Source organism: Pararhodobacter oceanensis (genome assembly GCF_003076755.1).
GTDB classification, from domain to species: Bacteria; Pseudomonadota; Alphaproteobacteria; order Rhodobacterales; family Rhodobacteraceae; genus Pararhodobacter; species Pararhodobacter oceanensis.
This window is the reverse complement of sequence record NZ_QDKM01000004.1, coordinates 89,042-104,362: the sequence shown is the minus strand read 5'-3', so window position 1 is coordinate 104,362 and position 15,321 is coordinate 89,042. Positions and strand designations below refer to the sequence as shown.

Genomic DNA, 15,321 nt, shown 5'->3' with positions numbered 1-15,321 from the left:
ACATTGCATCAGTCCTTCAGGCTTTCTTCGCGCAGCCCGTCGGCCAGTAGGTTCAGGCCAAGCACGAGGCTCATCAGCGAGAGCGCGGGCACCAAGGCGGGGGTCGGATAGACCGACAACAGGCGGCGACCGGCGTTGATCGTCGAGCCCCAGTCCGGGCTTTCGGGCGAGACGCCGAGGCCAAAGAACCCCAAAGTGCCCAAAAGGATCGTGGTATAGCCAATGCGCAGGCAGAAATCGACGATCAAGGGCCCGCGCGCGTTGGGCAGGATCTCCCAAAGCATGATATACCACGGCCCCTCGCCGCGGGTCTGGGCGGCGGCGACATAATCGCGGGTTTTGATGTCCAAGGTGATCCCGCGCACAATTCTGAACACCGTCGGCGCGTTGACGAAAACCACCGCGACAAAGACGTTAAGGAGGTTCGGTGACATTGACCAGACACCCATCGGATCGGCGTCAAACACCAGCCCGATATAGGCCCAGACCCCGACCAAAAGCACCGCCCCGACATAGAGGTTGCGTTTCGCGGGCTGGGTAAAGAACCGGCTGTTCAAAAGGATCGTCACAAACAGGATCGGCGCGATGAACAAGACGCCGGCCATCACCACCGGGATCAGCGTGTCCTGAATCTCGGGCGCGACCAGAAGGAAGAACAGCAAGATCACCGGAAACGCCAGCACGAGGTTGGCCAGAAAGGTCAGCGCCGTGTCCAAACGGCCCGAGAAATACCCCGCCGGCAGGCCCAAAAGGATGCCGATCATAAAGGAGATCATCGCCGCAAAGGGCGCGATCCTGAGCACCTCGCGCGCGCCCATCACCATCCGCGAAAACACATCGCGGGCCAGACTGTCGCCGCCCAGAATATAGTATTCATACATATCATCAGGCCGCGGCAGAGGCGTGCCGGGCGAGGCGTTGCGCATCCGGCTGACCTGCGCCAGCGGGTCATGGGTGATGATCAGATCGGCGAAAAACGCGGTGAACAGCCAGAACATCACGATCGCAAAGCCGATCATCCCGACATTGGAATCGAACAGCTTCCCGTATAGCCCGAGACGCCGTTTATAGCGGATCGAGACGGCGAACGTGACGGCAAGCGCGATCCACACCGGCAGCAATTGCTGCAAAGCGCGGGCGATGATTTCGAGCCAGCTGAGGGGTTCCATAGCAGCTCTCCTTACGAAATACGGATGCGCGGGTTCAGATAGACATAGCCGATATCCGAGATCAGCTGTGTTATCAGAACCACAATGACGGCCACCACCGAGGACGCCAGCAAGAGTTCAATATCGTTGTTCACCGCCGCCTCGAACAGCGTCCAGCCAAAGCCCGGATAGCTGAACAACACTTCGGAAATCACCACACCGTTCAAGAGCCAGGGGATCTGCAACATGATCACCGTGAAGGGCGCGATCAGCGCATTGCGCAGCGCGTGTTTCATCACGATATTGCCAAAACTCACGCCCTTGAGCCGCGCCGTGCGGATATATTGCTGGGTCATCACCTCGGTCATCGAGGCGCGGGTGATCCGCGCGATATAACCCATGCCGTAAAGCGCCACGGTCAGCACCGGCAGGGTGAAATTGGAAAACGTGATCTCGGTCAGCGCCGAGCGCGCGTTGCCCTGAAACAACACCGGCCCCTCGATCCAGCCCCATGAGACCAGCAGCGGCGAAATCCCCACCGAGGAGGAGGCCAAAAGCACGATAAACACCACGCCCGAGACATATTCCGGCGTCGCCGTGGTCACAATCGCCACCGTCGACAGCGACCGATCCGTGCGCGAGCCTTCCCGCATCCCCGCGAACACCCCGAGGAGCAGCGCCATCGGCACCATGAAGATCAACACCCACATCATCAACAGGCCCGTCGCGCCCAGCCGCGCCGCGATCACCTCATCGACCGGCGCCGAGAACCGCGTGGAAAATCCCCATTGCCCCTGCAACAGCCCGCAACGCTCGCCCGCCGCTGCGGGGTCATCCTGAAAATTCACGCAGCGACCGGTCACCGTGCCGTCCTCGGCCACGCGGGTCCAGCCCGGCACCACGCCCAGCCATTCGCCGTAACGCACCAGCACCGGCGAAGCGTAGCCATTGCGCACCAGCCAGCGGTCAACCTCGGCATCGGTCATCCGGCTGCCGGCTTGGGTTTTGGCCAGGGTTTCCAGCTTGGCCGGAAGGTTGGTCAGGTAAAAGACCACAAGGGTCAGGCATAGCGCGGTGAAGATCATCACCCCGATCCGCCGGAGCAGGAACAACAGCATGGGGTCTCCTGTCTATCTGTGGTGCAATGCGCAAAACACCGGCCAGAGCCGAAGGGCCGGGCCTACACCGCAGGTCCAAGTCCTGTGACAAAACATCCTGAGACGCAGCAAGGCACAGGGATGCGCCTTGCTGCCAAGGGTCAGATCACGAGACCCAGTATTTGACGTAATCGACCACGAAAGTCGGATGCATCTCGGCCCCGTGGACATTGGGCCGCACGTTGCGGAACAACGAGCGCCAGTAGGGTTGGATCATCACGCCCTCTTCCTGCATGATCTCCTCCAGCCGCACCATCAACTCGCGGCGCGCATCGGCATCGGCGATCCCGTTGGCCTGATCGAGCAGGTTGTCGAACTCCTCATTCGAGAAGGCCGCCTCGTTCCACGGCACACCGGTGCGGTAGGCAAGGTTGAGGATCTGCACACCCAAGGGGCGCATGTTCCACTCGGTCGCCGACCACGGATACTTCAGCCAGTCATTCCAGAAGGTCGCCGAGGGCAGGATCGTGCGCTCGATATTGATCCCCGCATCGCGCACCATCGCCGCCACCGCGTCGCAGGTTTCCGACTGCCAAGGCTCATCGACCGAGATCAGCTCGAAGGTATGGTCGCCCAGCCCCTCGGCGGCAATCTCGGCGGCCGCAGCCTCGGGATCGACAACCAGCGGCGCCAATTCGGCATATTCGGGATGGATCGGGCAGACATGGTGGTTCTCGGCGGTCACGCCAAGGTCCGAATAGCCCAGCTCCAGCGCCACCGCATTATCGACGGCTTTGACCAGCGCGCGGCGCACATTGCCGTTGTCATAGGGCTCGCTGTCCTGATTAAAGCGCACGCAGATCGTCGCCGCGGTCACCACTTCGGTGCGCGGCATGCCGATCGCCTCGAAGATATCAATGAAATCAGACTGCGACTGATAGATCACATCGATCTCGCCCGATTCCGCCGCCGCAATCCACGAGGCCGGATCAGCACCCAGATCGACAAATTCGATGCTGTCGAGATAGGCGCCATTGCCCTCATTCCACCAGGTATGGTCGGGGTTACGCTCGACCACCGCGCCGATACCGGGGTCATAGCTGACCGGACGGTAAGGACCGGTGCCAATCGGGTCGGCCACCGGATCGCCCGACGAAAACGACGGGTGCACCACCGCCGCCGGATAATCGGCCATGCCAACGATAAAGGCGATGTCGGGGCTCGGCAGATTGACCTGAACGGTGTAATCGTCAACCCGGGTCAGGCCGCCCTCGCGGACGCTGCCGTTTTCAACCAGCCCGCCCATGCGCGTGGTCATCGAGTTGCCTTCGACGCTTTCATCACACCAGCGGGTGAGCGCGTCGATCACATTGTCGGCGTTGAACGTATCGCCGTTGTTCCAGGTCACGCCCTGACGCACATGCAGGGTATATTGGGTGGCGTCATCATTGACGTCCCAGCCTTCCAGCAGCACCGGCGTCAGCGTGCCGTCGCGCTGGTAATCAACCAGATACTCCAGCCAGCCGCGGCAGGCATTGGCCAGTTCCGACCAGTCCCAGGTGCGCGGGTCACGCTGCGGTTTGATATACATCTGCATGCGGATCGAGCCGCCGGTCTGCGGCTCCATCCCGTGGGATTCGGCGCGGGCTTCGGGCGCAGCCAGCCCCAACAGCCCATAGGCCGTCGGCACCGCCAGCCCCAGCGCGGTGGCGCGGGTCAGGAACTCGCGGCGGTCCAGCTTGCCCATGGCAACTTCGCGCGCATACATCTCGGCAACAGGATGCACACCCGTCGCTCCGTGGTTGAGGTCTTTCATGAAGCTATCTCCCTGATCATCGTTTTTTTGTTGCCACGGAGTTTATGCCTGTCACCGCAAAGCGGCCCCTCACCCAAGCATCCGTGGGTAGTATTATTGCGCAGATCGACGGAAATTTTTACCTTTCGACCAGCGACATATCCCATCCAAGCGCGACAGAGCACAGATTACAACTGAAATCTGACACTGCATTTAACTAATCTGATGTAATGGCTGGGCCTTTGCGTGTTCTGCACACCCAGGGTATGGCCTTGTAAATATGGCAAATATCGCCCTCAAGACGGGACCGGGACGCGGGTTTTGCGCATCCCGGTCTTGATGCCTCAACTCTGGCTGGCGCCGCCCTGAAACCCGTTCGGCCCGTGGTAATTGCACGGCGCCTCCTGCATCTGCAAATGCAGCGCACTCTCGTTATAGGGGTGCGCGCGCGCCAGTCCCTCGTCAAATGCAATCCCCAGCCCCGGCGCGGTCGGGGCGGTGATATAGCCATCCTCGACACAAAGCGTATCGCCGATCAGCGGCCGGTGAAACGCGCCGCCCAACTGGATGCTTTCGACCAGCAGCAGGTTCGGACAGGTGACTGCCAGCTGGATATTCGCCGCCCATTCCACCGGACCGGCATAGAGATGCGGCGCGATCTGCGCCCCGAAAGCCTCGGCCAGCGCGGCGATTTTCTTGGTCTCCAGTATCCCGCCCGAGCGCCCTAGCGCCGGTTGCACAATCGCCGCGCCCCCTGCGCGCAACAGCGTGCCGAATTCCGCCTTGGTGGTCATCCGCTCGCCCGTCGCCACCGGTATCCGCACCGCCTGCGCCACCTGCGCGAAATCCAGCAGGTTATCCGGCGGCACCGGCTCTTCGAACCACAGCGGGCTATAGGGCTCCAGCGCCTGCCCCAACCGGATCGCCCCCGAGGGCGTGAACTGCCCATGGGTGCCAAACAGTAGATCCGCGCGATTGCCCACCGCCTCGCGCAGCGCCGCGCAAATCCGCACGCTCAGATCAATGTCATACATCGACGGCTGGTGCCCGCCGCGCAGCGTATAGGGCCCCGCCGGATCGAATTTCAGCGCGGTAAACCCTTGATCTACCGCGACAAGTGCCGATTCCACCTGCATCTCGGGCGAGGACCAGAACGCCGCCGCATCATGATGGGCCAGCGGATAAAGAAGGTATAGGCGCGCAATCTCTCGTTCATCTTGCCGCCGAGCAGGGCATAGACCGGCCGTTCATGCGCCTTGCCCAGAATATCCCAACAGGCCATCTCCAGCCCCGAAAACGCGCCCATCACCGTCAGATCGGGCCGCTGGGTAAACCCCGCGGAATAGGCGCGGCGGAACATCAACTCGATATTCTCGGGGTTCTCCCCCTCCATATGCCGCGCAAAGACATCCTCGATCACCGCGACCATCGCTTTCGGCCCGACCGAGGCCGCATAGACCTCGCCATAGCCCGAAATCCCGTTGTCGGTGGTCACTTTCACCACCAACCAATAGCGCCCGCCCCAGCCCGGCGGCGGCACCCCGATGACGAAGACCTCGATTTGTGATAATTTCATCCGATCACCTCATGAACTGTCCGAGCCTCATCCTGCCCGATCCCCGCATCCATCGTCTCACATTGGCCGACCTGCCGCGCCTCTGCGCCACGCCTGCGGGGCTGTTTGATAATCCAATCGACCCCGAACAGGCCGAAGCCTTCCTGCGCAACCCCCTGCATCTGATGCTGGCGATGCTTGAGGGCGAGATCATCCTCGCTTTCGCCTCCGGCACCATCCTCTTGCACCCCGATAAACCGCCCGGTCTCTTTATCAACGAAGTCGGCACCCGCCCGGCCCACCGCCGCCGCGGCTATGCCAAAGCGCTGGTCAAGGCCTTGATCGCGCAGGCCAATGCGCAGGGCTGCACCACCGCTTGGCTGGGCACCGAGCCGGATAATCTCCCCGCCCGCGCCCTTTACCAAAGCCTTGACGCACAAGAAGAAAGTTTCATCGGCTACGCTTGGGGCGGTGCCTTCGATGCCTGACCCCGTCATGGATCCATCACAATCACATTGCGCCGCGACGCGCCTGCGCGGGCATCGGCAATCGCCTCGTTGATCTCGCTAAACGCATAGCGCTTCGAGACCAGCTCCTCGAGCTGCAACCGCCCCTGCCGCCACATCTCCACCAGATAGGGAATATCGCGCTGCACCACCGTCGAGCCCATGAAACTGCCGGTCAATGTCTGCGCGGTGGCGGCCACAATCACCGGTTCCACCTCCATCTTCGCGCCCGAAGGCGGCATGCCGACCATCACCACCATTCCCCCCTTGGCGGCCAGTGCCGGCGCGCCTTGATAGGCCGAGATCACCCCGACGGTGACAAAGACATAATCCGCCCCCTGCCCCTCGGTCAGCGCCAAGACCGCGCGGCGCAAGCCCTTGATATCCGCGCGCAATACATCCGTCGCGCCAAAGCCCCGCGCCGCCTCCAGCTTCTCGTCCGACAGGTCCACCGCAATGATCCGCGAAGCCCCTGCCAGCCGCGCCCCCTGTATCGCATTGAGCCCGACGCCCCCCGCGCCGATCACCACGCAGCTTGAACCCGGCGTCACCTGCGCGGTGTTGATCGCCGCGCCGGTGCCGGTGATCACCCCGCAGGCCAAAAGCGCCGCCAGTTCCACCGGCACATCCTCGGGCACCTTAGCTATCTGGCTGACATGCACCGTCACCGCCTCGGCAAACCCCGCGGTATCCAGCCCCTGTTCCACCACTTCGCCCGCCGCCGTGGTCAACACCCCGCGCCGCCGGTCCACCCGCGCGCCGCATAGGAACGGCTTGCCCTGCACACAGGGCCGGCATTGCCCGCAGGCGCGGATCATCGTTACCACCACCGGATCACCGACAGCATAGCCGATGACCCCGTCGCCCAGAGCCTCCACGCGCCCCGCAACTTCATGCCCATAGACCGCCGGCAAATCACTGTGCCAATTGCCATCCAGATAGCCCAGATCCGAATGACAGATCGCCACCGCCCCGACACGCACCTGAACCTCCCCCATTTCGGGCGGGCGCAACACCACGTCCTCGATCACCAATGGCGCGCCAAACGCCCGACATACCGCCGCTTTCATCCAACTCTCCCCCTCGTTGGACAGCAGTGAACACCGGCGCCATTCACAGAACAACCCCGCAGCACGCGCATCATCACGTCATCTTTGTGCGATAAATATCCTCGGGAGGGATTCGGGAGGGTGGAAAACCCTCCCGATCGGCTGCGGTCCGAACACCGCCGGCGCGAGAAGGGGGCACAAGCCCCCGAAGAGCGCCGCCTCCCTCACCCAAAACACCCAGCCAACCAAACTCAGCCGCGCATCTTCTCCCCTGCAGGATCAAACGGCGGTTCCAGCGCAATCCTTGCCGCAAGCCGCTCGCCTAAGATTTCCACCTCGAACAGCCCCTCCTCGCCACGCTCGGCCAAGGCCGCCGGAATATACCCCTGCGCCAATGAGAGCCGCACCGAATGCCCGTAACCGCCCGAGGTCACCCAGCCGACCACCCGCCAGTCGCCGTCGCGGGCGGGGTCGGGTTTGGCCACCTCCTCGCCGTGCAGATCAAAGCGCACCGCGCCGTAACCATGCGGCGGGCTGATTGTGCCGAAATCCTCCTCGCCAACCCGCGCCCAGATCGGCTCATCGCCAATCACATCCGCCGTATCCGCCTCGATCACCAGCGACACGCGCCGCAGCCTCGGTCCCGCATCACGCTCGGCCACAGCCGCCGCTTGGCCAATAAACGCGGGCTTTTGCAGCTTCACGAACCGCTCCATCCCGCCCTCATAAGCCCCGTAAATCGGGCGTAACTCGGCAAACCATGTGGGGAAATTCTTCTCCAACCGCATCGACAACAGCGCCCGCATGCCGAAATCGACGATCCCATGCGCCTTGCCCGCGGCTTTGATCGCGCAATAGACCCGCCGCTGCGCCGCTGGTTTCATCCAGATTTCATAGCCCAGATCGCCCGAATAGGTGATCCTGTTCACCATGCACGGCGCCCCCGCCACATCCATCTCGCGGTAATCCATGAAGCGGAACGCCGCATTCGAGACGTCCTCATCGACCAATTCCGCCAAAACCTCGCGCGCATAAGGCCCGCAAATCGACAGCCCAACCAGATCCATATGGAACCGGTGCAAAGTCACCGAGCCATCCTCGGGCAGATGCTGCTCGAACCAGCGCATATGGTAAACCGAGGCCCCCAAGGACCCCCAGACCATAAACCGCTCTTCGCCCGCTTTGGCGATGGTGAAATCCCCGATCAGCTTGCCCGCCTCATTGAGCATCGGCGTCAGCACCAGCCGCCCGAGCCGCGGCATCGTGTTGGTCATCAGGTGATCCAGCCACGCCTCGGCGCCGGGCCCTGTCACCTCGTATTTGGCGAAATTGGCGATCTCGGTCACGCCCACGCGCTCGCGCACCCCGCGCACTTCATTGCCGATATGCTCGAAATCATTCGACCGGTGGAAGGACAGCACATCATGCGCCTCCTGCGCCGAAGGGGCGAACCATAAGGGCGTTTCCAGCCCCCAGCTATCGCCCATCACCGCATGGTTGGTGTCGCGCATCAGATCATAAAGCGGCGTGGTCTCCGCCGGTCGCGCCGCCGGCAACTCCTCATTCGGGTAAGAAATCGAGAACCGCCGCGCGTAATTCTCGCGCACTTTCGCGTTGGTGTAGCGCAGCGTCGCCCAGTCGCCAAACCGCGAGACATCCATGCCAAAGACATCATGGCCCGGATCGCCCTCGGTCATCCAATTGGCCAAAACCAGCCCGACGCCGCCCCCCTGCGAAAACCCCGCCATCACCGCACAGGCCGACCAATAATTGGTTAACCCCCGCACCGGCCCAACCAGCGGATTGCCGTCCGGCGCAAAGGTAAACGGGCCGTTGATCACCTGTTTGATCCCCGCCCGCTCCACCGCCGGAAAATGCCGGAAACCGACCTCTAGAGACGGCGCGATCCGGTCAAGATCAGGCGCCAGCAACTCATGGCCAAAATCCCACGGCGTGTTCACCGGCGACCACGGTTTGCACGCCCGCTCATAGGTGCCCAGCAAGATACCGTCCCGCTCCTGCCGCGTATAGATTTCGCCTTTGAAATCAATCACTCCGACCAATTCGCGGCCGGTCTTGGCGTTGAATTCCTGCACCTCGGGCATCGCATCGGTGAGCAAATACATATGCTCCATCGCCAGCACCGGCAGTTCCAGCCCCGCCATCCGCCCGACCTCGCGCGCCCAAAGCCCGCCTGCGTTCACCACATGCTCGCAGCGGATCTCGCCGCCCTCGGTGTGCAGCGTCCACATGCCCTCGGCGTCCTGCGTCAAGTCCTTGACCGGATTGCGCAATTCGATCTCGGCGCCCAAGACTTTCGCGGCCTTCGCATAGGCGTGCGTCGTCCCCGACGGGTCAAGATGCCCCTCGACCGGATCCCAGAGCGCGCCGACAAATTGCGTCTCGTCCATCAGCGGAAACATCGCCTTCGCCTCGCGCGGGGTGATCAGCTCGGTCTCCATCCCCAAGGCCCGCCCGCGCGCATGGGTCATGCGCAGGAAATCCATCCGCTCGGTGCTATCGGCCATCATCACGCCGCCGGTCAGATGCAGCCCGCAGGACTGGCCCGAAATCCGCTCCAACTCCTCATACAGCGAGACCGTATAGGCCTGCAGCCGTGCCACATTCGGATCACCATTCAGCGTATGAAAGCCCCCCGCCGCATGCCAGCTTGACCCCGAAGTCAACTCGGACCGCTCGATCAGCAGCACATCCGTCCAGCCCGCTTTGGCCAGATGATAGAGCACCGAACAGCCGACCACACCGCCGCCAATCACCACCGCCCGATAGGTTCGCGTCATTCCATCCTCCCTGCGGGCACCTCCAAGCACCCTAATGTTATCAATGCCTTGCGCAGCCTCTCTGCGATATGCTCCGGGGTTTTGCGGCTGGTCACATAGGGCAGCCCCAAACGCTCCGAGGTCCAGCCCACCACGGTCAGCGCCGCCGCGCAAGGCTCATAACGCTGCGCCATGGCCCAAGAGCGACAATCAATCGCCGCGATCTCCGCGCGCCCCGCCGCCACCGCCTGCACCGAGGCGCGGTGGCCCCCGGTCGCTACAGTCCTGCGCGCGAAAACCTCGGGCGCCGCACCGAGATCGCGCGCAAGCCCGAGGTATCCCGAAAGCGAATCCTTAGAATTGTAAGCAAATATACGCCCCGCCAGCAGATCCTCGGGCAGCGCCGCCTCGGGCGTCTCGGGCGTCTCGGGCACCGCAAGCGCTTCCCCCTCGCGCGCAATCAGCGCCGAGCGGTAAAAGACCCCGCGCCCGCCTGCAAACGTGGAATACTCCGGCTGCGCCAGTGGTTTGACATGCTCGATTAACCCTAATGACAGCGGCCCCCAGCAAGTCTGGCTGAACACCATTGCCGGATCACGCCAGAGCGCCTGCACGCCCTCCCAATCCAGAACCTCCAGCGCCTCGGGCAAATCAACGCCCGGCGCCTCCCCCTGCATATTCGCCCGCACCCCGCGCCAAAACGCAAGCGACTCGCCGCGCGCCTCGGGCCAGTCATACATCGGCAGCGCCGCGCGCCTCATTCCGCCGCATCCACCGGAGGCTCGAACCGCAGTGCCGGATGCGCCACCGGCTCCTTGGGCATCACCCCGTATCGCCGCCACAGCGCCCAGTAATTGGGAAACACATAACCTTGGTTAACGTCCTGCCAATACGCCCGCCGCTCCGCATAAAGCCGCGGCAGCTCATACCACGGCGCCCGCGGCTCGCGGTGATGCACAATATGCAGGTTGTTGTGCAAAAACAGCCAGGCCAGCGGCGAGCGTTCGACAATGATCGTCCGCCCCCCCGGCGCCTCATGCCACTGGTGCTCGGCAAAGGTCCGCAAGGAAATCAGCGCCATCGCCGGCCAGCAGACCGCCAGCAAATAAAGCCACAGCGGAATGCCCATCGCCATGATCAGCGCCAGCACCACCACCAGCGCCGGCAGATGCAGCGCCCAAGCCAGCCGCACCCCCTGCGCATCTTCGCGCACCAACCGCAACTCACTGGCAATAAACGCAAATCCTGCTAACCAAGGCCCCAGCGCCATCCGCCCGATCAGCGTGTTATTCACCCATAGCACGCCCCGCAATACCCGCGGCATCCGCTGGTATTCCCAGCGCGCCACATAATAGCTCTCGGGGTCCTCCATCGGATCGGTCAACCGCGCGTCATTGTGATGCGCCAGATGCGTCGCCTTATAGCGCCGGTAGGCATGCAACCACGTCAACGGCAGCGCCACCAATGCCTCATTCAGCAACCGGTGCCGCGTCGGATGCCCGTGCAAACATTCATGCACCAATGATGAATGCAACGCCCCCAATAAGGCCATTATGGTTAATGCCAGCACCGGTAAAACCGGCCAAAGGTAAAACCCCACGCTCAGCCACAGCGTATAGCACAGAAGGATCAAGCCAATGGTTGGCCACTCAATTCGCATCATGTCTCCGAGGTTGCACCGCTGTCGCGGCCCGCACAGCGCCATTCTCGGCGCATCCCTCACGGGATCAAGGCGCGTTTAGACGTCATTAAACTGAAGAATTGACGCCTATGGTCACAAATGCCTACTATTCTGCGCAAACCAAAGGGGGCATATATGGCCAAACGTCAAACCGCCGAGGTCTTCCGCACCCGCCTCGCGCAGTTGCAACTGCAATCCAATCTTACGCAAACCGGCTTTGCGCAGGCCATCGGCATCGACCGTTCGGCCCTCTCGCAGCTCTCCTCGGGCCAAAATCCTCGCCTGCCACGGGCCGAAACTCTCCTTGCCCTCGCGCAGCGATTTCAGGTTTCCACCGATTGGCTCTTGGGCATGACCGATGACCGCGGCGTCGCCAGTCAGGCGCGCAACACTGTCGAAACCGAACAAGCCCTCGATGAAGAAAACCGCACCGCGATGGAGCGCTGGCATTTCGAATCCACCGGCCAAAAGGTCCGCTATGTCCCCGCCAAACTCCCCGATCTGATGCGCACCCCGGCGGTGATCAGTTTTCAGGCGCAATCTTCACAGCAAGAACAACGCCGCTTGCAGCGCCAGACCGACAGTCGGTTGCATTTCTCGCGCATGCCGGAATCCGATATCGAGATGTGTATGCCCCTGCAAACACTCGAGTTATTCGCACGTGGCCAAGGCATCTGGCAGGGCCTTCCCGCCGCCGACCGCGCCGAACAACTCGCCCATATCGCCGCCACGCTGGATGAGCTATACCCCGCGTTTCGGATGTATCTCTATGACGACCGCAAACGCTTCGCCCCGCCGATGACCGTCTTCGGCTATAATCACGCGGCGATCTACGCCGGCGAAATCTACCTCTTGGTTCGCTCGAAACAACTCGTCCATGACCTCGCGCACGCCTTCGATTCGCAAATCCGCCACGCCCAGATCAACGCCCATGACGCCGCCCGCTGGGTCCGCGCATTACAGGTGACGGACGACTGACTCACTCCCACGGCTTCGCCCAAAGAACGAGGGCAGCGCCGACCCGTGGGGTCGGTTCGGCGCTGCCCGACGCTGCTCGTCGGGCGAAACGCCCCTCAACCTGCTGTCGCCCAAACTCCCCAACTGTGTGCACAAGTCACCCATTGCCCGCGCGACGCCCCGCCGACTACGCTCATAGCATATTCGGGCGCAACCAAGAGGGCAGCCATGGCCAATGACAGCGCAACCACCGCGCGCAAAACCAACCGGCGCGCCGGCGGGCGCAGCGGCAACGCGCGCCGCACCACGGGATTTCACCTTGAACAAATGCCGTGGCGCATCCCCGTTAACCCTGATCGCCCCACCGAACCCGTCGATACCGAGGGGGTGCAGGCGATCCATAAGGGCGCGATGCATATCCTTGAGAACATCGGCATCGAGTTCCTCAATGACGAGGCGTTAACCATCCTCAAAGACGCCGGTTGCCGCGTCACCGGCAACAACGTCCGCATGGGCGAGGATTTCGTGATGGAGATGGTCGCCCGTGCGCCCACCGAATTTACCATCACCCCGCGCAACCCAGACCGTGCGGTGACCATCGGCGGCAAGCATATGGTCTTTGTCAACGTCTCCTCGCCGCCCAATTCCTGGGATATCCACCGCGGCAAACGCTCGGGCGACTTTGAAACCTTCAAAGATTTCATGAAGTTGACGCAGTTCTTTAATTGCATCCATATCGCTGGCGGCTACCCGGTCGAGCCTATCGACATCCACCCGTCGGTGCGCCATCTCGACTGTCTGTTCGAAAAACTCACCCTCACCGACAAGACCTGCCACGCCTATTCACTGGGCCGTGAGCGGGTCGAGGATGTGATGGAAATGGTGCGGATCGCAGGTGGGCTCAGTGATGACGAATTTAACGCTGCCCCGCGCATGTATACCAATATTAACTCTGTTTCGCCGCTCAAACATGATTTCCCGATGATCGACGGCGCCCTGCGACTGGCGCGGCGCGGGCAGCCGGTGATGGTCACGCCCTTCACGCTGGCAGGCGCGATGGCGCCGGTCACTATGTCGGGTGCGGTAACCTTGTCGATCGCCGAGGGCCTCGCTGCGATTGCCCTGTTGCAATACGCCGCGCCGGGCTGTCCGGTCGGCATCGGCACCTTCACCTCGAACGTCGATATGCGCTCGGGCGCACCCGCTTTTGGCACGCCCGAATACATGCGCGCGACCCAGATCACCGGCCAATTGGCGCGGTTTTACGGGTTGCCGCTACGCTCCTCGGGCGTTTGCACCGCCAATATTCCCGATGCGCAGGCAATGTGGGAGACCTCGAACAGCCTGTGGGCCGCAGTGCAATCGGGCACCAATATGGTCTATCACGCCGCCGGTTGGCTCGAGGGCGGCTTGATCGCCAGCCCCGAGAAATTCGTCATGGATTGCGAGGTGTTACAGATGATCCAGCGCTATTTCGAGCCCGCGACTTTTGCCACAACCCCCGAGGATATCGCGCTTTCGGCCATCACCGAAGTCGGCCCCAACGGCCATTACTTCGGCTGCGCCCACACCCAAGCGCGCTATACCGACGCCTTCTACAGCCCGATCGCCAGCGACTGGCGCAACTACGAGGCATGGGAAGCGGACGGCGCCGTCGACACCCCCGAGCGCGCGCACCGCATCTACCGCGGAATTGTCGATAATTTCGAGCCCCCGACAATGGATGAAAGCATCCGCGAGGAACTTGCCGATTACGTCGCCCGCCGCAAAGCCGAGGGCGGCGCGCCGACCGATTTTTAACCTTAACGGCGGGACAAATTAACCGGTTAACTCAAGTTACCGACGCAATCACATCCGGCACCAGACCGGTGGCGCGGATAAAGGGCATCGGGTCATGACCGGCGAAAAATCCGTGACCGGCGACCAGCGCGGTGCCGCAGCCCGCCGCGCGTCCGCCCAGAATATCGGTGTGCAGACTGTCGCCCACCATCACCGCCTGCTCTGCCGGCAGTTCCAACCGCGTCAAAGCCGCTTGCAAGGCGCCGCCAAAGGGTTTTCCGAAAAACGTCACCGGCGCGGGCAAATCCGCCGCAAAATGCCCCGGTTCCCAGGTAAACCCGGTCTCGCGCGGGGCGATCACATCGGGGTTGGCGCAGATCACTGGCCGCGGGCGCTCCTGCAGCGCCGCCACCAATGCCGCCTGCCGCGCCGCCGTCCAACCTTCCGAGCCCAGAAACAGGAACCCGTCCGCCGCGCGCAGCAAATCATCGTCAATCGCCCGCACATCGCCCGGCAAATCCGCCAGCGGCGCGCCTTTGGGGCCGATCGCCGCCCAGACACCGCCCTGCGTCAGCGGATGCGCGGCCAGATGCGCCGCCGCCAGATCACGGCTGGCGATCACCTCATCGGCGGTGAAATCAAACCCCCAGCGGTGATATTTCGCCAGCGCCACCTCGCGCGGCTGGCTGGCGCCATTGGTCAGGACCACCAGCCGTTTACCCGCCGCGCGGATCTGCGCAATCCGCTCCACGGCTGTCGCGATCACCGTGCCGCCGACGTTCAACACGCCAAAGGCATCAAGGATAAACCCCTCATAACGCTCAGTAATCGCGCCCAGATCGGGCAAGACCTCCGGCGCCTTGGGGAAGCCTTCGGCGCGGGGCAAATGATGGTCAATCGCGCGGTAGCGGGCAAAGGCCCAACGCACATCGGGTCGGATCATTCTCAACTCTCATGCTTAACGGCGGCGCAAA

The 15,321-nt window shown here is 62.6% G+C and carries 11 protein-coding genes and 1 pseudogene; 3 read left to right on the top strand and 9 right to left on the bottom strand.

Translation table 11 applies throughout. From position 1 onward, the window contains the following. Positions 1-8: 8 nt before the first annotated feature. From DDE20_RS10510 to DDE20_RS10495, 4 genes and pseudogenes are all read right to left on the bottom strand, one after another. Positions 9-1,169: an ABC transporter permease gene (locus tag DDE20_RS10510; RefSeq protein WP_116558458.1), complete on the bottom strand. Its 1,161-nt coding sequence runs from the start codon at positions 1,167-1,169 to the stop codon at positions 9-11. Between the two features lie 11 nt (positions 1,170-1,180). After that, entirely contained in the window at positions 1,181-2,266 is a 1,086-nt protein-coding gene (locus DDE20_RS10505) for an ABC transporter permease (RefSeq protein ID WP_116558457.1), read from the bottom strand. A 145-nt stretch (positions 2,267-2,411) separates the two neighbouring features. Then, entirely contained in the window at positions 2,412-4,061 is a 1,650-nt protein-coding gene (locus tag DDE20_RS10500) for an ABC transporter substrate-binding protein (RefSeq protein WP_240607985.1), read from the bottom strand. Positions 4,062-4,384: 323 nt separating this feature from the next. Continuing rightward, positions 4,385-5,616, bottom strand: a pseudogene (locus DDE20_RS10495) (mandelate racemase/muconate lactonizing enzyme family protein). A gap of 11 nt (positions 5,617-5,627) precedes the next feature. On the opposite strand from DDE20_RS10495, the gene DDE20_RS10490 reads away from it, so the two are divergent. Beyond that, positions 5,628-6,083 (top strand): GNAT family N-acetyltransferase, encoded by a 456-nt coding sequence (locus DDE20_RS10490; protein WP_116558455.1) that lies wholly within the window; start codon positions 5,628-5,630, stop codon positions 6,081-6,083. 5 nt (positions 6,084-6,088) lie between these two features. On the opposite strand, the gene DDE20_RS10485 is transcribed toward DDE20_RS10490, so the two are convergent. From DDE20_RS10485 to DDE20_RS10470, 4 genes are all read right to left on the bottom strand, one after another. Next, the gene (locus DDE20_RS10485) at positions 6,089-7,171 is read right to left on the bottom strand and encodes a Zn-dependent alcohol dehydrogenase (RefSeq protein WP_116558454.1); all 1,083 of its coding nucleotides are present in this window, start codon (positions 7,169-7,171) and stop codon (positions 6,089-6,091) included. 230 nt (positions 7,172-7,401) lie between these two features. Next, positions 7,402-9,951: a GcvT family protein gene (locus tag DDE20_RS10480; RefSeq protein ID WP_116558453.1), complete on the bottom strand. Its 2,550-nt coding sequence runs from the start codon at positions 9,949-9,951 to the stop codon at positions 7,402-7,404. Further along, positions 9,948-10,691, bottom strand: coding sequence for a phosphate/phosphite/phosphonate ABC transporter substrate-binding protein (locus DDE20_RS10475; protein WP_205961652.1), 744 nt, complete (start codon positions 10,689-10,691; stop codon positions 9,948-9,950). Before DDE20_RS10475 ends, DDE20_RS10480 begins: the two co-directional genes overlap by 4 nt. Further along, positions 10,688-11,593, bottom strand: a complete 906-nt coding sequence (locus DDE20_RS10470) for a fatty acid desaturase (RefSeq protein ID WP_165814489.1) — start codon at positions 11,591-11,593, stop codon at positions 10,688-10,690. Before DDE20_RS10470 ends, DDE20_RS10475 begins: the two co-directional genes overlap by 4 nt. Before the next feature lie 153 nt (positions 11,594-11,746). On the opposite strand from DDE20_RS10470, the gene DDE20_RS10465 reads away from it, so the two are divergent. After that, complete coding sequence (locus tag DDE20_RS10465) at positions 11,747-12,589, top strand: helix-turn-helix domain-containing protein (protein WP_116558451.1); 843 nt, start codon at positions 11,747-11,749, stop codon at positions 12,587-12,589. Between the two features lie 207 nt (positions 12,590-12,796). Next, positions 12,797-14,368 (top strand): trimethylamine methyltransferase family protein, encoded by a 1,572-nt coding sequence (locus DDE20_RS10460; protein WP_116558450.1) that lies wholly within the window; start codon positions 12,797-12,799, stop codon positions 14,366-14,368. Positions 14,369-14,399: 31 nt separating this feature from the next. Here the strand turns inward: DDE20_RS10460 and DDE20_RS10455 are convergent, their stop codons facing one another. After that, the gene (locus DDE20_RS10455) at positions 14,400-15,290 is read right to left on the bottom strand and encodes an HAD-IIA family hydrolase (protein WP_116558449.1); all 891 of its coding nucleotides are present in this window, start codon (positions 15,288-15,290) and stop codon (positions 14,400-14,402) included. Positions 15,291-15,321: the final 31 nt, after the last annotated feature.